The organism is Mycobacterium sp. H4Y, assembly GCF_000364405.1.
GTDB classification, from domain to species: Bacteria; Actinomycetota; Actinomycetes; order Mycobacteriales; family Mycobacteriaceae; genus Mycobacterium; species Mycobacterium intracellulare.
The window spans coordinates 331,240-349,526 of sequence record NZ_AKIG01000002.1; the positions used below are offsets into that span (position 1 = coordinate 331,240).

The following is an 18,287-nucleotide window of genomic DNA, read 5'->3' on the forward strand; positions in this document are numbered from 1 at the left end:
GCTCACAGCAGCAGCGCACAACTGACGACGATCATCCCGACGGTGACGAACGCGGCGTAGTCGTTGATGCTCCCGGTGTGGACGCGCCGCAGCCACCCCAGCGATCGCGCAACGCCGTCGCGCCGCAGCGCCAGCACCAGCAGCACCACACCGAGGATCAGCTCGATGGCGATGGTTCCCAACGTCTTCGGTTCGACATAGCCAAATCCCACGCCCGGGTCCGGCAGCGTGACCGCCGACCCCAAAGCGCCCGCCGCATATCCCGCCGGGTCGAGCAGCCCGGCAGTGGCGGGGCCGGCGACGTGCGCGACGAACGGGCCGGCCAGCACGCCGAAGCCCAGGCAGCACGCGCTCAACATGATCAGGCTGGCCTTCATGCCCGGCCGGATCGGCTCCAAATGGGAGTAGGCCCGGTTCCGGCGGCGGTAGAAGCCCAGGTATGCGGCGCGCCCCAGGGCGGCGACGGTCAGGACCTGCGCCAGCAGCGCACCGCCCAGCACGGCTGGCTGGTCCGACAAACCCTTGTGTATCAAGCCAAGTGAGGCATAGCCGTTCAGCGGCGGCAGGCCGGCGATCGACAACACCCCGACCGTGAAGGCCGCGGTCAGCAGCGGACGCCGACGCGCCAGCCCGCCCATCTCGGAGAGTCTGGTCAGCCCGGTGGCGTGCACCACCGCGCCGGCGCACAGGAATAGCAGCGCCTTGAACAGTCCGTGGTTGACCAGGTGATAGACCGCACCCGCGACGCCGTCCGCGGTCCTGCTCGCGAATCCCGTTGTCAGGACTCCGGTTTGGGCGACGGTGTCCCAGGCCAGCAATCGCTTGAGGTCGTCTTGCAGCAATGCCATCGCCGCGCCGACCAGCGCCGAGGCCAGGCCGAGTCCGGTCAGCAGGGCCGGCAGCGACGGCAGGTTCACGAAGACCTGCAGCCTGAGGCGGGCCAGCGCCACCACCCCGAGGTCGACCATCAGCGCCGAGAACAGCGCCGACACTGCTCCCGGGACGGGGGTGTGAGTGTCGGGCAGCCAGGCGTGGAAAGGCACCAGGCCGGCCTTGGTCGCGAAGCCCGCCACCAGAAACGCGACCGCGAGCAGCGTCGCCCTGGTGGCACCGGCGGCGACGGCGCCGTGCAGTTGCCCGAAGTTCAGCGCCCCGGTCGCCGAGTAGAGCATCGCGCTGCCGATGAAAACCGAGAAGCCGGCGATGCTGGTGAGGACCAGGTTTTTGAAGGCGGCCTCCACCGCGATGGGGCGTTCCAGAAAGAAACCGGTCAGGCCGTAGCTGGCCAGCGCGGCCACCTCGAACCAGACGAACAGATTGACCGTGTCGGCGGTGAGCGCGGCCCCGATCAGCGCGGCCAACAGCAGCTGCACCAGGCAGGCCAGGCCACCCAGCTCTCGGCGGCCGAGGTCGCCGAGTTCGGAAAGCGCGCTGACCACCAACACGACGCCCACCCCGGCGGCCAGCGTGGCGAAGGTGAGCCCGAAAGGGTCTGCCACCAAGGCGATTCCGAGCGACGCGCCCCGCACCGGGTGTTCGTTGGACAGGAAGTGCGTCAACAGATGACCGGTACCGGCGAACACGCGCGCGGCGACGCCCAGCAGCACCGCCAGCGATGCGCTCAACGCGGTCACCGCCACCCACAGCGGCGCCCGCCGCGCCCGCCGGGCGGCCAGCGGAGCCAGCACCGCGCCGATCAGCGGGAGCACCACTGGCAACGGGAGCAGCTGCGCGGGCGTCGGCACCGGCTCAGCCCCGCAGCTCGGTCAGGTCCGCCGCGTCGACGCTGCGGTAGTGCTGGGCCACCCGGACCACCACCGTCAAGAACACCGCGGTGATGGCCACCCCGATGACCACCGCGGTGATGCAGAAGTTCTGCAGCACCGGATCGGCCACGTTCCCGGCAACCAGGTCTTTTTGAGTGCGCCCGCCCGGCAGCCCGGCGAGCACCGGCGCGGTCGAGTCGTTGCGATAGGCCATCGACACCAAGAGCAGATAGGTCGAGGACTCCATCAGTGACAGGCCGAGGACGATTTTGACCAGGTTGCGGCGCGACGTCACCGCGAACAAACCGAGGCAGAACAACACCCCGGCGGCGACGTAGTTGGCGACGATCATGATTCGTCCTCGTCGGGTGTCCAGTCATGTCCCATGCCCAGCAACGCGAACACCGCGATCGTGATGCCGGTGGCCACCTCCACCAACTCGGCGGCCGAGATCACCTGCAGCGTGCCACCGGCGCGGATCGTCTGTTGGGGCGCCAGCGGAAGCCAATTGGCCAGGAATGAACCGGTCAGCCACATGCCCGCCAGGCCGACCGCGACAATGGCTGCGGCACCGGCCATTTCGGCGACCTCCAGCGTCGCCGGGCGCACCGCGGCGCGCACCGCGCGGTGCCCGAGCGCCGTATAGAGCAGGACGACGCAGCCCGCCAGCACCACCCCGGCGGGAAAACCGCCGCCGGGCGTGTAGCCCCACGCGGCCAGGTAGACCCCGGCGACCGCCAGGATGACCGCGGCGACGCGCGCGCCCACTCGCACCACGACCGTCATCGCGACCGCGCGCTCCGGGGCGGGCGCGCCCAGCACGTCGTCGTCGGCGTGCTCGGGGGCGGGCTCCGGCTCGTCCTGGCGCTCTTGGTCTTCCGCCGCACGCGCCTGTGACTCCCGCGGGTCGGGGCCTTCGTCGGGGTCGGCCTTCTCCTGCTCGGCGCGCCCGGCGCTGGCTTCGCCGACGAACTCCGACCGCGGTTCGCGGCCCCGCGAGAGCAGCAGCACCGCGACGACGGCGGCCAGCAACAGGAACGTCTCGCCGAACGTGTCGAATGCCCGGCTGCCGTAGACCACTTCGCTGACCGCCTCGGTGGTCCCCCACCGCGGCAGAGCGATCGCCATCGCGTGCCTTGCAATGTCCGGCAACGCGTTTGAACCGTCGGGCAAGGCCGTGAGGCCGACGGCCACCACGGCGGCGAAACCGCCGACCAGCAGCCCGCCCAGCCACACGCGGTGCCACCCGGCCTCGCGCGGGGATCGTCGATCAGTCACCGCGGGCACCACCATCGTCGAGGGCCTCGCCCAGCTCACCCCGGTCGAAAACGTCGGTGCGAATCTTCCCGATGGCGATCAAGTACAGGACCGGCTGGGCGATCGCGCCGACCGCGACCGTGGCGAGCGCGACGTCCGGCGCGGCCATGACCACGAACAGCGCGCCCAGCACGGTGCCCATTGCCGACAGGGCCATCACCGAACCGGTGATGCTGCGCTGGAACACCACCAGCACCGCGCAGGCGATGACCAGCGCCAGGCACAGATAGTCGACCGCCCACAGCGATGTCACCGGCCCGCTCCGGGCCCCTCGGGCTGGTCGATGACCGCGCCGTGCCACATCGGCACCCCGGTCTTGTACGCCGCCCGCGCCAACGCGTGCGCGGCGATCGGATTGACCAGCAGGAGCAACACGGCGACCAGCAGCGCCCTCGAGCCGTACTCGGTGAAAGGCCCTTTGGCCACCGCCAGACCGGCCAACAGCGGTAACGCGCCGGCGGTGATTGTCTTGGAGGAACACTGGATTCGCGTGTAGACGTCGGGCATGCGCAGGATGCCGATCGCCCCGCTCAGCGAAAAGAACACTCCCACAACGCATAAGACGACCACTAGCGCCTCGGTGACGACGGAGCTCACAGCAGACCCCGCTCCAGGTACCGCGCCCACACCAGCGCGCCGAGGTAACTGAACGAGGCCAGCCACAGCGCCACGTCCAGATAAATCGCGCGGTCGGCCACGGCGGCGTAGAACAACACCACCAGCGCGCACTGCGTGGAGATGGTGTTCAGCGCGACCACGCGATCCGACACCGACGGCCCCCGCGCCAGCCGAATCAGCAGCAGGCACGCCACCAGCAGTTGCGCGATGCAGACCCCCGAAAGCACGCCGCTCATCCGCTTCTCCCGCCCCGAGCCCGGGCCACCGCGATCACTCGGCTCTCCAGTGGCCCGTTCACCGATTCCCGCGCCGGGCCGCGCGGCACGGCCATCGCGTGATACTGCAACAGGTGCCGGCCGCGGTCGAGGTCGACGAACTGGTTGTCCACGACCAGGGACGTCAGCAGGCCCGTCGCGGCGAGTTCCCCGTCGGAGCGCGCCTGGGTCGGCACGATGATCATGCCCGAGCGCAGCGGCCGCGACGGCGACAAGATGCGGCGCGACAGCGACAGGTTGGCGGCCACGATGCGCGCCGCACAGGCGGCCGCGAGCGCCACCAGCGCGGCGAGGCGGCGCGGCGCCAACGCCGACCACGGCCCGGCGACCGGGCCCAGCGGAGCGAAAGCGAACCCGCACCCCACCGCGACCACCAGGCCGACCAGCAGGTTTTCCACCGTCGGGGTCCAGGTCAGCAGGATCCACACCGCGAAAGCCCACGCCGTCAGCGCCACTACCCGCTGCGCACGCGCCGCAATGCCCACCCCGATGCCCACCTTTCGCCCTCGTATCGCGGGGACGGTCCGGAATACCCGTCGCACGGCATGATCAACCGTCCACGGTCAGCGCACCGCGAATAACGATTGCGTCACGATCGACATCACGATTGGTTAAGAACGGGTGCGTTCTCTTAGAAATTTTCGGACCGCTTCACGGTTCGCTTAGCAAAGACGGCCGCGAGCGCCCTCAACGGCCCAAGCGCGCCCGATCGTTCGTCGTCAGCGAACATCGCCACTGTTTGCCTCCGCTACTTTGGATTTCGAGGATCGGGAGCCTCAGTCGAAAGAAATCCATTTCGTTTCGAAGGACAACAAACATCATGAAAATCAGCAGTATTGTCGCGCGCCGCCGAGTGGCCGGAGTCAGCGCCGGCTGCCTGCTCGGGGGGATGGCCATGGGCATCGTCGGCGCGCCGTCGGCTGCCGCGGCACCCGACTGCAGCCCCGCCGGTGTGAACTCCACCGTCTCCTCGGTGCAAGGATCCGCCGAGCAGTATTTGGCTGCGCACCCCGGGGCCAACCAGGTGGTGACGGCCGCCTATGGCCAGCCGCGCCCCGAGGCCGCATCGAGCCTGCGCAGCTACTTCACCGGGCACCCGCAGGAGTACTACGACCTGCGCGGCATCCTCGCGCCGATCGGCGAGACCGAAAGGCAGTGCAATGTCACCGCCCTGCCGCCGTACCTGGAGTCGGCCTACCACGAGTTCATGGCCGGCTGATCCAGCCCACGAGACGACCCGCCACGACGATGTGGCGGGTCGTTTCCGCGTTGAGCCCCGAGGGCCCGTGTGAACGGCTTTGCGGGCGGGTACTTCTGGCGAATATCGGTGCGGGCGGCGAACGGAAGTGGAGGGCCGATGATGCGACTGCGTCGCAGCGTGCTGAGCAAGCCGGGAATCGCGCGCAAGCGTCGCGGAAAGGGCTTCTCCTACTACGAGCCGGGCGGCAAGCCGGTTTCCGATCCGGAAACCCTGCAGCGCATCAAGGATCTGGTCATCCCGCCGGCGTGGAAGAAGGTGTGGATCTCGCCGCATCCGAACGGCCACATCCAGGCCGTCGGCGTCGACGCCGCCGGGCGCCGGCAGTACCTCTACCACTGCGCCTGGCAGGCCGAACGCGCCGAGGAGAAGTTCGACCGGGTGCTGGAACTTTCGACGCGGCTTCCCGACTGCCGCGCCGAGATCGCCAAAGACCTTGCGCGCCAGGGCTTGACCCGCAAGCGGGTGCTGGCGCTCGCGCTGCGCCTGCTCGACCGCGGCTACTTCCGCGCCGGCGGCGAGCAATACGCCGAGGAACACGAGTCCTACGGGTTGTCCACCCTGCTATGTGAGCACGTGGTGGTCCGGCGCGACGCGGTCGAATTCGACTTTCCGGCCAAGAGCGGGGTTCGTCGCACCGTGGAAATCGAGGACCCCGACGTGGTCCGCGCGGTGCGTGCGCTGATGCGCAGGCCCGACCGCACCGAACGATTGCTGGTGTGCCGCAACTCTTCCGGGTGGATCGATGTGCGCGCCGACGACCTCAACGCCCGATTCAAGGAGCTGGCCGGCGACGACTACACCGTCAAGGACCTGCGAACGTGGCACGGCACGGTGCTGGCGGCCGCGGCCTTCGCCGACGCCGACCCGGCGGTATCGGGCCGGGTGGCCAAGCGCGTCGAGGCCGCCGTGATGAAAGAGGTCGCCGAGGAGCTGGGCAACACGCCGGCGGTGGCGCGCGGATCGTACGTGGATCCCCGCGTCGTCACCGGCTATGAGCAGGGTCTGACCATCGCCGCGGCGACGCGCCGCGCCGAGCGCGCCAAATCGCCCGACGTGGCGCAGGAGATTCTGGACAAGGCCACCCGAATGCTGATCCGGCGCGTGGCCAAGGCCGACAGCGCAAACGGATCGTCCGGCCTGCGCAAGACGGCATAAACGATTCCCCACCCCGGCTGTTAACTCGCTGTGAGTCCGCCGAACGGTTCGTGAAGGGGAATAACAACCCTCTTTGCGGGTAACCCGGCACCTGTGGGAAGTGCCAAAGCCGCCCATGCGCGGCCGCCTGCCGTAGTCACGCCTGCCTGCAGGTGGTTCAACCAACAGCCACACACGCCCACCCGCCAGCACTGAAGAACCGTCTGCCCAGGAGGGAACAACATGTCCAAACAAGAGGTCTCCGACTACCTGCTGGAACGGTTGCGGGCGTGGGGCGTCGAGCACGTGTTCGGCTACCCGGGCGACGGCATCAACGGCCTGCTCGCCGCGTGGGGCCGGGCGGACAACAAGCCCCAGTTCATCCAGTCGCGCCACGAGGAGATGAGCGCCTTCGAGGCGGTCGGCTACGCGAAGTTCACCGGCCGGGTGGGCGTGTGCGCGGCGACGTCGGGCCCCGGCGCGGTCCACCTGCTCAACGGCCTCTACGACGCCAAACTCGACCATGTCCCGGTGGTGGCGATCGTCGGTCAAACCAACCGCAGCGCCATGGGCGGCAACTACCAGCAGGAGGTCGACCTGCTGAACCTGTTCAAGGACGTCGCCAGCGACTACGTCCAAATGGTCACCGTCCCCGAGCAATTGCCCAACGTGCTGGACCGCGCGATCCGCATCGCGATGACCCAGCGGGCGCCGACGGCGTTGATCATCCCCAGCGACGTCCAGGAGCTGCCGTACTCGCCGCCCGAGCACGCGTTCAAGATGGTGCCCTCCAGCCTGGGCATCGAGTACCCGGACATCGCCCCCGACGACGCCGCCATCGCGCGCGCCGCCGACGTCCTCAACGCCGGCAAGAAGGTCGCCATGCTGGTGGGCACCGGGGCGCGCGGGGCCCACGAAGAGCTGGCCGAGGTCGCCGACCTGCTCGGCGCCGGCGCGGCCAAGGCGCTGCTGGGCAAGGACGTCCTGTCGGACGAATTGCCTTGGGTCACAGGATCTATCGGGCTGTTGGGAACGCGGCCGAGCTACGAGCTGATGATGGGCTGCGACACGCTGCTCACCGTCGGATCCAGTTTCCCCTACACGCAGTTCCTGCCGCAGTTCGACCAGTGCCGGGCGGTGCAGATCGACGTCGACGGGCGAATGATCGGGATGCGCTACCCGTACGAGGTCAACCTGGTCGCCGACGCGAAGTCCGCACTGCGCGCCCTGATTCCGCACCTGCGCCGCAAGGAGGACCGGTCGTGGCGCGAAGGCGTCGAGAAGAACGTGGCGCGCTGGTGGGAGACCATGGACAAGGAAGCCATGGTCAGCGCCGACCCGATCAACCCCATGCGGCTGTTCTCCGAGCTCTCCCCGCAGCTGCCCGACAACGCCATTGTCACAGCCGATTCCGGCTCGTCAGCCAACTGGTACGCGCGCAACCTGCGCTTCCGCGGCAACATGCGCGGCTCGCTGTCGGGGACGCTGGCGACGATGGGCCCCGGGGTTCCCTACGGCATCGGCGCGAAATTCGGCCACCCGGACCGGCCGGTCATCGTGTTCGCCGGCGACGGCGCCATGCAGATGAACGGCATGGCCGAGCTGATCACGATCAAGCGCTACTGGAGCGAATGGAAAGACCCCCGCCTGATCATCGCGATCCTGCACAACAACGACCTCAACCAGGTGACCTGGGAGATGCGTGCGATGGCCGGCGCCCCGAAATTCGCGGAGTCCCAAAACCTTCCCGACGTCGACTTCGCCGCGTTCGCGGCCAGCCTGGGCCTGAACGCCATGGCGATCAAGGATCCGGACGAATTGTCCGACGCGTGGCGCAATGCCTTGTCGGCCGACCGCCCCACCGTGCTGGACGTCTTCACCGATCCCGACATGCCGCCCATCCCGCCGCACGCCACCTGGGAGCAGTTCAAGTCGGCCACCACCGCGGTGTTGTCCGGTGACGAGGACCGCGTGGGCTTCGTCAAGGTTGGCCTGAAAACCAAGATGCAGGAGTTCATGCCGCACAAGAAGAGCTGACCCGGCCGGGTCAGCCGAGCGGCTACGCCAGCCCGGAGCGGGCGATGCGCAGGTCGTCGACGAACGACTGGTAGACCTCGTCGCGGCGGTCGCTGCGGTCGCGCAACACCGACGACGGGTGCACGGTCGCCACCACGATGGGCTCGGGCGTCCTTGCGATGTCGACGGACGCCGGGAGCTTCAGCTCCCGGCCCCGCTGCTCGGAAACCCGAAACGTGGTGCCCAGCAACGATTGTGCGGCCGTTGCCCCCAGGCACACGATGACCTCGGGCTGCACGGCCTCGATCTCGGCGATCAGCCAGGGCCGGCAGGCGACGACCTCGGTGCGGCCGGGCTTTTGGTGGATCCGCCGTTTGCCGCCCTTGCGGGTGAACTTGAAATGCTTGACGGCGTTGGTCTGATAGGTCAGCACCGGGTCGATGCCGGCGTCTTCGAGCGCCCGTGCGAGCAGTCGGCCCGCCGGCCCGACGAATGGCTCACCGGCGCGGTCCTCCTGGTCGCCGGGCTGCTCGCCCACCAGCATGATCGGCGCCCCGGGATGCCCGTTGCCGAACACGGTTTGGGTGGCGTCTTCGAAAAGCGCACAGCCGTGGCATGTTTCGGCCGCGCTGCGCAGCGCGTCGATGTCCCGCTCCTCGGGCAGATAGCGGTCGGCGCCGGGGGCCTTCGCGGTGGCTGTCATCAGAATGTGACGGCGTGGGTACCCCCGCTCCCCCACCGAGCGGGGGTACCCAGCCTCGGGTGGCTCGTCAGCCCTTGCCCACGATGGCGTCGCGGGCGCGGTCGAGCATCGCGGCGAACGGGCCCGCGGCCAGGTTGGCCACCTGTGATTCCACACCGGCGTGGGGCCGGGTGGGGGCGATCGCTTCGGCGAGCTGCGCGGCTCGGCCCATCCGTTCCAGCTCGTCGGCGCTCAATTCCTCGCCCAGCTTGGCGAATTCGTCGTGCTCCTCGTGCTCGGCGTGGTCGATCACCGCGTCGCGCAGCTTGGTCAACTCGCGGGTGAATTCCTCGCTGTCGACGTCAAGCTTTTCCAGCCGCTGCAGCACGGTCTTGGCCTCGTGCTCTTCGTGCAGCCGCTTGTCGACCACGGTGGTGCCATTGGCGATCTTGCGCTTGGCCCGCGGGTGAACGATTTCCTCCTCCGCGGTCTCGTGCACGGCGAGCAGCCGCCGAAGCTCGACAAAAGCCTTCTCCCGTGCTTCTCCGGACGCCGCCAGGGTGTCGGCGAACATCGCCTTGATCTGCTCGTGCTGACTGACGAGAAAGTCGACCACGTCGGTGGGCGACGTGATGGCGGTGCGTGCCATGGTGTCCCTCCCATCTCCCTTGGTTCGACGCGCAGGGCTGTTGCGCGCTCACCGAAGCGGCTACCCGGCGGAATCGGCCATCAAACGGGTGTGGCCGGGCCCGGGTGGGGTATGTGTCCCTGGTCGTGGACTACATTTCGGGCAGGTTCGGCCGCGAAGGAGGCACGGCGTGACCAACCCCCAGGACCCGTATTGGCAGAACCCGCTGAGTTACGACCCGCTCGGCCGGGTCCCCCCGATCGAGCCGGTGGAGCCGATCGAGCCCCCGGCGGAACCGCCCGTGATCCCGCCGCCGCCCGCGCCCCCGCCGTACCGCCCGGCCGTCAACACCCTCGCGACGCTGTCACTGGTGTTCGCGTTCGTGTTCGCGCCCGCCGGAGCGGTTCTGGGGCACCTCGGATTGGCGCGGATCCGGCGCACCGGCGAACTCGGCCGCGACCGCGCCCTGGTCGGGGTGACGCTGTCGTACGTGTTCATCCTGTTGGCGGTCGTCGCGCTGGCCGGATGGGCGACGCTGGGGGGCTCGACGTCGTCGCACCGGACGGCACACGACTCGACCACTTCGGCCGGGCCGCCGCCCCCGACCGTCCCACCGGACACGATCACCACGCTGCTGCCCGGATTGGACGCGCTGCGGAACATCACCTCCGACGCGAACCTCGAGGTCGGTCCGACGTGGAACAGCCCCGGCCGCTCGGCGCAGGACGGCAGCATCGACCGCCCGGAATGCTGGGGAAGCATCGCCGCGGGCAGCCCGGACGCCTACACCCCGGGCTCCTTCACCGGGTATCACGCCGGCGAATTCACCGACACGCGCAGCATGTTCAAGTCGATCCAAGTCATCCAGGGCGTGGCGGCGTTCCGCGATCCGGCCGGGGCGCAGTCCCAGCTGGACACGCTGCTGTCCGGATGGCGCCAGTGCGGCGGCTCGACGGTCACCGTGACAGCTTCGGGTGGGCAGCCGATCAAGATGGCGGTGAGCGCTCCCGCTGACGCCGGCAACGGCATCACCACATTGGACCTGACGCCCAAGGGAATACAGGTGCGCTCGGCGCGGGCGGTCGCGGCCAAGGCCAACGTCGTCCTCGACCTGAACGTGTCGGCCAGCGGCACCACGGACGGCGAACGGCCCCGGCTGGCCGCGGTCACCATCGCCAACTACATCCTTGGCAAGATCCCCGGCTGAGCGGCACGCAAGGCCACCGGTTCAGGCGTGGCGACCCGCCGCGCCCGGCTCCGCCGCGCTTGCGATCGCCACCGGCCCACGCGTGGCGACCCGCCGCGCCCGGCTCCGCCGCGCTTGCGATCGCCACCGGCCCACGCGTGGCGACCCGCCGCGCCCGGCTCCGCCGCGCTTGCGATCGCCACTAGGCTGACCGGATGAAATATGTCGACGTCGACGGGGTCGGGCGGGTCAGCCGGATCGGCTTGGGCACCTGGCAGTTCGGCTCCCGCGAATGGGGTTATGGCGACAGCTACGCCGCCGGCGCCGCGGGCGACATCGTGCGGCGCGCGCGAGCCCTGGGGGTGACGCTGTTCGACACCGCCGAGGTCTACGGGTTGGGCAAAAGCGAGCGGATCCTGGGCACCGCACTCGGCGACGAACGCGCCGAGGTGGCGGTGGCCAGCAAGATCATGCCGGTCGTTCCCTTCCCCGCCGTCGTCAGGCAACGCGCGCGAGCCAGCGCCCGGCGGCTGGGACTGGACCGCATCCCGCTGTACCAGATCCACCAGCCCAACCCGGTGGTGCCCGACTCGGTGATCATGCCGGGGATGCGGGACCTGCTGGACCGCGGGACGATCGGCGCGGCGGGCGTCTCGAACTATTCGCTGCAGCGGTGGCAGAAGGCCGACGCGGCGCTGGGCCGGCCGGTCATCAGCAACCAGGTGCATTTCTCGCTCGCCTATCCGAAGGCGCTCAAGAACCTGGTGCCGTTCGCCGAACGGGAGAACCGCATCGTGATCGCCTATAGCCCGCTGGAGCAGGGACTGCTGGGCGGCAAGTACGGCGTCGACAACCGCCCCGGCGGCGTTCGCGCGATGAACTCGTTGTTCGGCACCGAGAACCTGCGCCGCGTCGAGCCGCTGCTGCAGTTGTTGCGCGACGTCGCAACGCAACTCGGCGCCAAGCCGGCACAGGTGGCGCTCGCCTGGTTGATCAGCTACCCGGGCGTGGTGGCCATCCCCGGCGCGTCCAGCGTCGAGCAGCTCGAGTTCAACGTCGCGGCCGCCGACATCGAGCTGCCGACCGAATCCCGTGACGCGCTCACCGAGGCGGCGCTGGCGTTCCGGCCGACGTCGGCGGCGCGCTTCCTCACCGACCTCGCGAGCGAGAAACTCGGCCGGCGCTAGGACTGGTTGGCCTCGGCGAACGCGGCCGGGCTGGCCGGCGCGCCGCGCGCGACCACGAGCGGCATCGACGTCGAGGCGTTGGTGCGCAGGATGGTGTGCACGACGTCGATCAGGTCGTCGACCGGCATCAATTTGCCGGGCATGCAGCCGCGCGACGACCACAGCGGAACCGCCTTCATGGCGAGGTCCATATCCCAGTCGGCGTTCATTCCGGTTGCCGCGTCGCCCTCGCCGCCCGCGCACTCCCCGACGATCAGGTTGGTGAAGCCGACGTCGGAGTGTTCGGCCCGCCACGCCTCCACGAGCCGTTCCAGGGCGGCCTTGCTGACGCCGTACGCGCCCAGGCCCGGCCACGGCGGTCCGAAGGTGCCCGCATCGGAGGACAGGTACACCGCCTTGCCGGCCGACGCGGTCAAGTGCGGCATCGCCGCGGCCGTCACCAACGATGCGCCGATCACGTTGGTGTCGAAGATGCGCCGCCACGTGTCGGCGTCGGTGTCCACCATGCGCACGAGCGGCCCGACGGCGGGTGTGTAGACGAGGTTGTCGATCCCGCCGAGGGCGTCGACGGCCCGACCGATCGCCGCCCGGCAGGACGCCTCGTCGGTGACATCGCATTCGATGGCGGTCGCGTTCGGGCCGGCCTCCTTGGCCGCGGCCTCGATGCGCTGCAGACGCCGGGCAAGCAACGCGACCTGATCGCCGCGCTGCGCGAGACCGACCCCGATGCAACGCCCCAGCCCACTCGAGGCGCCGACCACCACTGTCCTTGACATATTCGCCCTCTCTTGTAACGCGAGACGCTGTCGCGGTGAAACCTACCGGATGCGAAACGTCCGTTGGCGATCACTCGCTACTTAAGTCGCCACTTAGGTCGCCACCACGGCGTTCCGGTCGCCCGACTTGGCCCGGTACATGGCCTCATCCGCGCGCGCGGTGACCGCGTCGACGGACTCGGCGGGAAGGGCGAGCGTGGCACCGATGCTCAAGGTCGCGCCGATCGTGTTGCCGGAAACGTGGATGGGTTCGGCGACGCGTCGGCGGATCTTCTCGGCGATCTGGGCGAGCTCGTCGGCGCTGCGGACGCCGGGCAGCAGGATCAGCATTTCGTCCCCGCCCGTGCGCCCCACGGTGTCCTCGCGGCGGACGCTCGCCCGGATCCGCGCCGCGACGGTCGCCAGCACGACGTCGCCCGTGCCGTGTCCCCACCGGTCGTTGATCGCCTTGAAGTGGTCGACGTCGCAGAACAGCACGCCCACATGCGTTTCGGGGGGCCGCGGTTGCCGCAGCGCGGCGTCCAGGCGGGCCAGGGCCTCGGCCCGGTTCACCAGGCCGGTGAGGGTGTCGAACCGTGCCAACCGTTCCAATTGTTGTTCGGCCTCGACCTGATCGTCGACCACCCGCAGCGCCGCGATCAGCCCATCGGTGCTGCCCTGGGCATCGGTGTAGGGCTTCCCATGACCGTCGACCCAGTGGTATTCGCCGTCGAGGGAACACACCCGGAAGCGTTGGAGCACCTGTTCGCCCCCCGCGATGCGGCGCAGGGCGGTTTGGAGTTTGTCGCGGTCCTCGGGGTGGATGCGGCGGGCGAAATCCGTACCGGTCCACCTCGACAGCGGGCCGCCCAGCGCGGGTTCCACGGACGGGGAGATCCACGCGACCCCGCCGCCGCGAAAGTGCACGATGATGTCGACGGCGTTGTCCGCGAGGATGCGATATCGCGTCTCGGCCTCGGCGCGTTGCTTGCTGGCCAGCTCCTTGGCGATCAGCAGGTGCTGCTCGCGCTGGCTGAAGTAGAAGGTCACCGCGCCGACGACCGCGGTTCCCAACAGGATCGAGAAGGTCCACTGCGCGTTGGCGTCCGGGCCGAGCTCCAAAAAGATCGGCCTCACCACGGCCACGACGAGCGGAAAGCCGGCCAGGATCGCGAGCAACCGGACGAGCGAGGAACGGTCGGGCCGCGCGAGCAGCCACGCGAGCGGAAACCGGTCAACGCGCGCCAGCGACGTGGCCGCGACGAGCAGCAACAGGGCCGCCGCCGTCAGGAACGCCTGGCCCTTTGACGGCGAGACCCCCACCAGCGCCAGCGCGTCGAACAGGTAGGCCCCGGCCGTGACGAACGGGATGGCAGCGCTCGCCGCCAGGCACAGCGGCCAGACCGCGCGGGTGCACCGATCCACCCGGATCAGCGCGACGGCGGTCGCCAACGGCAGGGCCGACAACGCGGTCTGAACGCTCGGGCGCCCCGGCCACGACCACTCGCGCATGCCGACGGCCTCACCGAACCAGATCCTGTCCACGGTGAACGAGCCGAGGCTCGCGTACTCGGCGAGCACGAGGACGGCGAAGGCGGCCGCGGCCGCGGCCAAACACCGTCCGGCCCATCGGCGCTCGCGCGAGGGATTCCCCCATTGCAGCAGGATCGCCGCGCCCAGCGTGGCCAGCCACAGCGCGGTCCACGGCATCATCTGCGGCCAGGTCGGATAGATCCGCGTCAAGCGCTCGATGCCTGCCGTCCAGCCCACCCACGTCAGCGCTGCGACCACGAGCACCAACAGCGCGGCGGCCCGCCCGGAGGTGTTCATCGCCGATTCCAGTCGCGCGTCGGGACCGGGCCTGTCCATCGGCTGTCCCTCTCGTTCCCGGCGCTCGGCGCGCAGCATCAATGCCGCCGCCGAAAAAATTAGCCGATGTGGCTTGTCGGCGAGAGCGATTCACCCGATCCGGGGAACGGGGTGGTCGTCGGGGACTAGCTCGACGGGAGTCCCTGCAGCACCACGGCGGTGTGGGCCTCCACGTTGAGGGTGCCTCCGCCGGGTACCTCGTCGGCGGGGGTGGTCTCGTCGGGCCCGGTGTACACCACGACCTGCCAGGCGCCACCGAATTCCTTTGGCGGAAGCGTGAATTCGATCGGTTCGTGGTGGGCGTTGAAGCACAGCAGGAACGAATCGTCCAGCACCCGTTGGCCCCGCTCATCGCGGCCGGGGATGCCGTGCCCGTTGAGGAACACCGCGACGGACTTGGCGAAGCCCGCGCCCCAGTCCTCGTCGCTCATCTCGGTGCCGTCGGGGGTGAACCAGGCGATGTCGGGCAGCCCGCCCTGGCCGCGGCGGCCCACCGGCTTTCCGGAAAAGAACCGGCGCCGCCGGAACACCGGATGCTCGGCACGCAGCGCCGACACCGTGCGGGTGAACTCCAGCAGGCCCGCGTCGGCGTTGGCCCAGTCGATCCAGGTGAGCTCGTTGTCCTGGCAGTAGCCGTTGTTGTTGCCGTTCTGGGTGCGTCCGAGTTCGTCGCCGTGACAGATCATCGGAACGCCCTGCGACAACAGCAGGGTGGTCAGGAAGTTGCGCTGCTGCCGGGCGCGCAGCGCGTTGACGGCCTCGTCGTCGGTGGGGCCTTCGGCGCCGCAGTTCCAGGACCGGTTGTGGCTTTCGCCGTCGTTGTTGTCCTCGCCGTTGGCCTCGTTGTGCTTCTCGTTGTAGGACACCAGGTCCCGCAGCGTGAACCCGTCGTGGGCGATGACGAAGTTGATCGACGCCACCGGGCGCCGCGCGGTGTGCTCGTAGAGGTCTGCGGAACCGGACAGCCGGTAGGCGAATTCGTCAAGGGTGGCGGGCTCGCCGCGCCAGAAGTCGCGGACGGTGTCGCGGTACTTGCCGTTCCATTCCGTCCACTGCGGCGGGAAGTTGCCCACCTGATAGCCGCCCGGCCCGACGTCCCACGGTTCGGCGATCAGCTTGACCTGGCTGACGGTCGGATCCTGTTGCACGAGTTCGAAAAACGTCGACAGCCGGTCGACGTCGTAGAACTCGCGGGCCAGCGTCGAGGCCAGGTCGAAGCGGAAGCCGTCGACGTGCATCTCGGTCACCCAGTAGCGCAGGGAATCCATGATGAGCTGCAGCGCGTGCGGATGCCCGACGTTGAGGCTGTTACCCGTGCCGGTGTAGTCCATGTAGTACTGCTTGTCGTCGTCGACCAGCCGGTAGTAGGCGGCGTTGTCGATGCCGCGCATCGACAACGTCGGGCCCAGGTGGTTTCCCTCGGCCGTGTGGTTGTAGACCACGTCGAGGATGACCTCGATGCCGGCCTCGTGCAGCGAGCGCACCATGGCCTTGAACTCCTGCACCTGGCCGCCCGGCGTGGTGGCGCTGGAGTACTTGAAGTCGGGCGCGAAGAATCCGATCGTGTTGTAGCCCCAGTAGTTGGACAGGCCCTTGTCGACCAGCGTGGAGTCGTTGGCGAAGTGGTGCACCGGCATCAATTCGATGGCCGTGATCCCGAGATCCTTGAGGTGCTCGATGATCACCGGGTGGGCCACCGCGGCGTAGGTGCCGCGCAGCTGTTCGGGGATGTCCGGGTGGGTCTGGGTCAGGCCCTTGACGTGTGCCTCGTAGATGACGGTGTCGGCGTAGTGGCGGTCCGGTGGGCGGTCGTTTCCCCAGTCGAAGTAGGGGCTGATCACGACCGACTTGGGCATGCTGGCCGCCGAGTCGTCGTCGTTGCGGCTGTCGGGGTCGCCGAAGTTATAGCTGAAGAGCGATTGATTCCACTCGAACGAGCCGTCGATGGCCTTGGAGTACGGGTCCACCAGCAGCTTGTTCGGGTTGCATCGGTGCCCCGCCTGCGGGTCGTACGGACCGTGCACGCGGTAGCCGTAGCGCTGGCCGGGTTCGATGTTGGGGATGTAGGCGTGCCAGATGAAGCCGTCGACCTCGGGCAGGGTGATGCGGCTCTCGGCGCCCTCGGCGTCGAACAGGCACAGCTCCACCCGCTCGGCCACCTCGCTGAACAGCGCGAAATTGGTGCCCGCGCCGTCGTACGTCGCGCCCAGCGGATAGGCCCTGCCCGGCCACACTTCGCCGGTGGGTGTGGGGGCGCCGGCGTCTGCGGCCTCTGGTGGAGTCATGGCGCATCCAATACCCGGCGAAAGCGCCGGTCAAACTCCCGGGCCACCCGCCGGGGCGGCGTCACCACACGGAAAGCCTTGTGGCATAGCCGATCACGGATTGAGGATGACCTTCACCGCTCCGTCCTGCTTTTTCTGGAAGATCTCGTACGCGTGCGGGGCCTCGTCGAGCGGAAGCACGTGGGTGGCGAAGGTGTCGACGCCGAGCGGGTCGTCGTCGGTCAGCAGCGGCATGATGTCGTCGACCCAGCGTTTGACGTTGGCCTGCCCCATCCGCAGGGTGACCTGCTTGTCGAACAGGGTGAGCATCGGCAGCGGGTCCGCCATGCCGCCGTACACGCCGATCAGCGAGATCGTTCCGCCGCGCCGCACGATGTCGATGGCCGAGTACAGGGCGGACAGCCGGTCCACGCCGGCGGTTTGCATGAGCCGCTTGGCCAGCGCGTCCGGCAACAGCCCGGTGGCCTGCTGCGCCAATTTGGCGGTCGGCGAGCCGTGCGCCTCCATGCCCACCGCTTCGATGACGGAGTCGGACCCCCGCCCGTCGGTCAGGTCACGGATCGCGTCACCGAGCGAGGAGTCGAGCCGGCCCACATCGATGGTGTGAATGCCGCGTTGCGCCGCGCGGCCCAGCCGCTCCGGGACCAGGTCGACGGCGATGACGCGGTAACCCAGGTGATCGGCGATGCGGGCCGCCATGTCCCCGATGGGGCCCAGCCCGAGCACGGTCACCGAGCCTCCGTCGGGGATGTCGGCGTAGGCCACCGCCTGCCACGCGGTGGGCAGCACGTCGGACAGATAGACGAACCGCGAATCCGGCGGCCCCACAGGGACTTTGATGTGGGTGAACTGGGCCTGGGGGACGCGCAGCAGCTCCGCTTGCCCGCCGGGGACTTCGCCGTAGAGCTCCGAATAGCCGAACAGCGCCGCCCCCATGCCCTGGTCGCGCACCTGGGTGGTCTCGCACTGGGTGTAGAGCTGCTGGCCGCACATGTAGCAACTGCCGCAAGAGATTTGGAAGGGGATGACGACCCGGTCCCCCACCCGAAGGTCACCCGTCTGAGTGCCGACCTCCCGCACGATGCCCATCGGTTCGTGGCCGAGGATGTCCCCCGGCTTCATGAAGGCGCCGAGGATCTCGTAGAGGTGCAGGTCCGACCCGCAGATGTTGGTCGATGTCACTTCGACGATGGCATCGGTGGGCTGTTCGATCTTCGGGTCGGGCACCGACTCCACCCGGACATCGCGCTTGCCGTGCCACGTGACAGCCTTCATGGCAAGGGCGCATACCCGTCTGCCACCCGACGA

The 18,287-nt window shown here is 69.0% G+C and carries 18 protein-coding genes; 5 read left to right on the top strand and 13 right to left on the bottom strand.

Annotation, left to right across the window (positions count from 1 at the left end; genetic code table 11):
• Nucleotides 1-2: 2 nt before the first annotated feature.
• From W7U_RS15370 to W7U_RS15400, 7 genes are read right to left on the bottom strand one after another with little or no spacing between them, the layout of a single operon-like run.
• A complete protein-coding gene (locus W7U_RS15370) occupies nt 3-1,745 on the bottom strand; it encodes a proton-conducting transporter membrane subunit (RefSeq protein ID WP_008259515.1) in 1,743 nt (580 codons plus the stop codon).
• Nucleotides 1,746-1,749: 4 nt separating this feature from the next.
• Nucleotides 1,750-2,118, bottom strand: a complete 369-nt coding sequence (locus W7U_RS15375; RefSeq protein ID WP_008259516.1) for a Na+/H+ antiporter subunit C — start codon at nt 2,116-2,118, stop codon at nt 1,750-1,752.
• Nucleotides 2,115-3,059: an MnhB domain-containing protein gene (locus tag W7U_RS15380; protein WP_008259517.1), complete on the bottom strand. Its 945-nt coding sequence runs from the start codon at nt 3,057-3,059 to the stop codon at nt 2,115-2,117. The genes W7U_RS15375 and W7U_RS15380 overlap by 4 nt, the downstream gene beginning before the upstream one ends.
• Nucleotides 3,037-3,336, bottom strand: a complete 300-nt coding sequence (locus tag W7U_RS15385; protein ID WP_008259518.1) for a hydrogenase subunit MbhD domain-containing protein — start codon at nt 3,334-3,336, stop codon at nt 3,037-3,039. Before W7U_RS15385 ends, W7U_RS15380 begins: the two co-directional genes overlap by 23 nt.
• Nucleotides 3,333-3,680 (bottom strand): monovalent cation/H(+) antiporter subunit G, encoded by a 348-nt coding sequence (mnhG, locus tag W7U_RS15390; RefSeq protein WP_008259519.1) that lies wholly within the window; start codon nt 3,678-3,680, stop codon nt 3,333-3,335. The genes W7U_RS15385 and mnhG overlap by 4 nt, the downstream gene beginning before the upstream one ends.
• Nucleotides 3,677-3,937, bottom strand: a complete 261-nt coding sequence (locus W7U_RS15395) for a monovalent cation/H+ antiporter complex subunit F (RefSeq protein ID WP_008259523.1) — start codon at nt 3,935-3,937, stop codon at nt 3,677-3,679. Before W7U_RS15395 ends, mnhG begins: the two co-directional genes overlap by 4 nt.
• Nucleotides 3,934-4,473, bottom strand: a complete 540-nt coding sequence (locus W7U_RS15400) for a Na+/H+ antiporter subunit E (RefSeq protein WP_008259526.1) — start codon at nt 4,471-4,473, stop codon at nt 3,934-3,936. Before W7U_RS15400 ends, W7U_RS15395 begins: the two co-directional genes overlap by 4 nt.
• Nucleotides 4,474-4,796: 323 nt before the next feature.
• On the opposite strand from W7U_RS15400, the gene W7U_RS15405 reads away from it, so the two are divergent.
• The 3 genes from W7U_RS15405 to W7U_RS15415 all read left to right on the top strand — a co-directional run bounded on the left by W7U_RS15405 (nt 4,797) and on the right by W7U_RS15415 (nt 8,408).
• Nucleotides 4,797-5,195 (top strand): heme-binding protein, encoded by a 399-nt coding sequence (locus W7U_RS15405; RefSeq protein WP_008259529.1) that lies wholly within the window; start codon nt 4,797-4,799, stop codon nt 5,193-5,195.
• 141 nt (nt 5,196-5,336) lie between these two features.
• Nucleotides 5,337-6,392 carry a DNA topoisomerase IB gene (locus W7U_RS15410; RefSeq protein WP_036429590.1) on the top strand — a complete coding sequence of 352 codons (1,056 nt, stop codon included), beginning with the start codon at nt 5,337-5,339 and terminating at the stop codon, nt 6,390-6,392.
• 222 nt (nt 6,393-6,614) lie between these two features.
• Nucleotides 6,615-8,408, top strand: a complete 1,794-nt coding sequence (locus tag W7U_RS15415; RefSeq protein WP_008259533.1) for a thiamine pyrophosphate-requiring protein — start codon at nt 6,615-6,617, stop codon at nt 8,406-8,408.
• A gap of 22 nt (nt 8,409-8,430) precedes the next feature.
• Here W7U_RS15415 and W7U_RS15420 read toward each other — a convergent pair whose 3' ends face one another.
• Together W7U_RS15420 and W7U_RS15425 are read right to left on the bottom strand one after the other, a co-directional pair.
• Nucleotides 8,431-9,090, bottom strand: a complete 660-nt coding sequence (locus W7U_RS15420) for a UdgX family uracil-DNA binding protein (protein ID WP_008259535.1) — start codon at nt 9,088-9,090, stop codon at nt 8,431-8,433.
• Between the two features lie 67 nt (nt 9,091-9,157).
• The gene (locus W7U_RS15425) at nt 9,158-9,718 is read right to left on the bottom strand and encodes a hemerythrin domain-containing protein (protein ID WP_008259537.1); all 561 of its coding nucleotides are present in this window, start codon (nt 9,716-9,718) and stop codon (nt 9,158-9,160) included.
• 169 nt (nt 9,719-9,887) lie between these two features.
• Between W7U_RS15425 and W7U_RS15430 the strand changes: the two genes are divergently transcribed.
• Nucleotides 9,888-10,904: a sensor domain-containing protein gene (locus W7U_RS15430; protein ID WP_008259538.1), complete on the top strand. Its 1,017-nt coding sequence runs from the start codon at nt 9,888-9,890 to the stop codon at nt 10,902-10,904.
• Nucleotides 10,905-11,098: 194 nt separating this feature from the next.
• Nucleotides 11,099-12,070 carry an aldo/keto reductase gene (locus W7U_RS15435; RefSeq protein ID WP_008259540.1) on the top strand — a complete coding sequence of 324 codons (972 nt, stop codon included), beginning with the start codon at nt 11,099-11,101 and terminating at the stop codon, nt 12,068-12,070.
• Here W7U_RS15435 and W7U_RS15440 read toward each other — a convergent pair.
• From W7U_RS15440 to W7U_RS15455, 4 genes are all read right to left on the bottom strand, one after another.
• Entirely contained in the window at nt 12,067-12,834 is a 768-nt protein-coding gene (locus W7U_RS15440; protein ID WP_008259541.1) for an SDR family oxidoreductase, read from the bottom strand. The two genes, W7U_RS15435 and W7U_RS15440, sit on opposite strands and share 4 nt — an antisense overlap.
• A gap of 105 nt (nt 12,835-12,939) precedes the next feature.
• Nucleotides 12,940-14,733, bottom strand: coding sequence for a sensor domain-containing diguanylate cyclase (locus W7U_RS15445; RefSeq protein WP_020823330.1), 1,794 nt, complete (start codon nt 14,731-14,733; stop codon nt 12,940-12,942).
• Between the two features lie 86 nt (nt 14,734-14,819).
• Complete coding sequence (glgX, locus tag W7U_RS15450; RefSeq protein ID WP_008259545.1) at nt 14,820-16,979, bottom strand: glycogen debranching protein GlgX; 2,160 nt, start codon at nt 16,977-16,979, stop codon at nt 14,820-14,822.
• 93 nt (nt 16,980-17,072) lie between these two features.
• Complete coding sequence (locus tag W7U_RS15455; protein WP_008259547.1) at nt 17,073-18,254, bottom strand: zinc-dependent alcohol dehydrogenase; 1,182 nt, start codon at nt 18,252-18,254, stop codon at nt 17,073-17,075.
• Nucleotides 18,255-18,287 lie beyond the last annotated feature (33 nt).

Bases quoted from the DNA above. Each gene is read 5' to 3' on its own strand.
- W7U_RS15420 (WP_008259535.1), bottom strand. From the start codon at position 9,090: ATGACAGCCACCGCGAAGGCCCCCGGCGCCGACCGCTATCTGCCCGAG.
- W7U_RS15455 (WP_008259547.1), bottom strand. From the start codon at position 18,254: ATGAAGGCTGTCACGTGGCACGGCAAGCGCGATGTCCGGGTGGAGTCG.
- W7U_RS15435 (WP_008259540.1), top strand. From the start codon at position 11,099: ATGAAATATGTCGACGTCGACGGGGTCGGGCGGGTCAGCCGGATCGGC.
- glgX (WP_008259545.1), bottom strand. From the start codon at position 16,979: ATGACTCCACCAGAGGCCGCAGACGCCGGCGCCCCCACACCCACCGGC.
- W7U_RS15395 (WP_008259523.1), bottom strand. From the start codon at position 3,937: ATGAGCGGCGTGCTTTCGGGGGTCTGCATCGCGCAACTGCTGGTGGCG.
- W7U_RS15405 (WP_008259529.1), top strand. From the start codon at position 4,797: ATGAAAATCAGCAGTATTGTCGCGCGCCGCCGAGTGGCCGGAGTCAGC.
- W7U_RS15375 (WP_008259516.1), bottom strand. From the start codon at position 2,118: ATGATCGTCGCCAACTACGTCGCCGCCGGGGTGTTGTTCTGCCTCGGT.
- W7U_RS15425 (WP_008259537.1), bottom strand. From the start codon at position 9,718: ATGGCACGCACCGCCATCACGTCGCCCACCGACGTGGTCGACTTTCTC.
- W7U_RS15410 (WP_036429590.1), top strand. From the start codon at position 5,337: ATGCGACTGCGTCGCAGCGTGCTGAGCAAGCCGGGAATCGCGCGCAAG.
- W7U_RS15380 (WP_008259517.1), bottom strand. From the start codon at position 3,059: ATGGTGGTGCCCGCGGTGACTGATCGACGATCCCCGCGCGAGGCCGGG.
- W7U_RS15415 (WP_008259533.1), top strand. From the start codon at position 6,615: ATGTCCAAACAAGAGGTCTCCGACTACCTGCTGGAACGGTTGCGGGCG.
- W7U_RS15445 (WP_020823330.1), bottom strand. From the start codon at position 14,733: ATGCTGCGCGCCGAGCGCCGGGAACGAGAGGGACAGCCGATGGACAGG.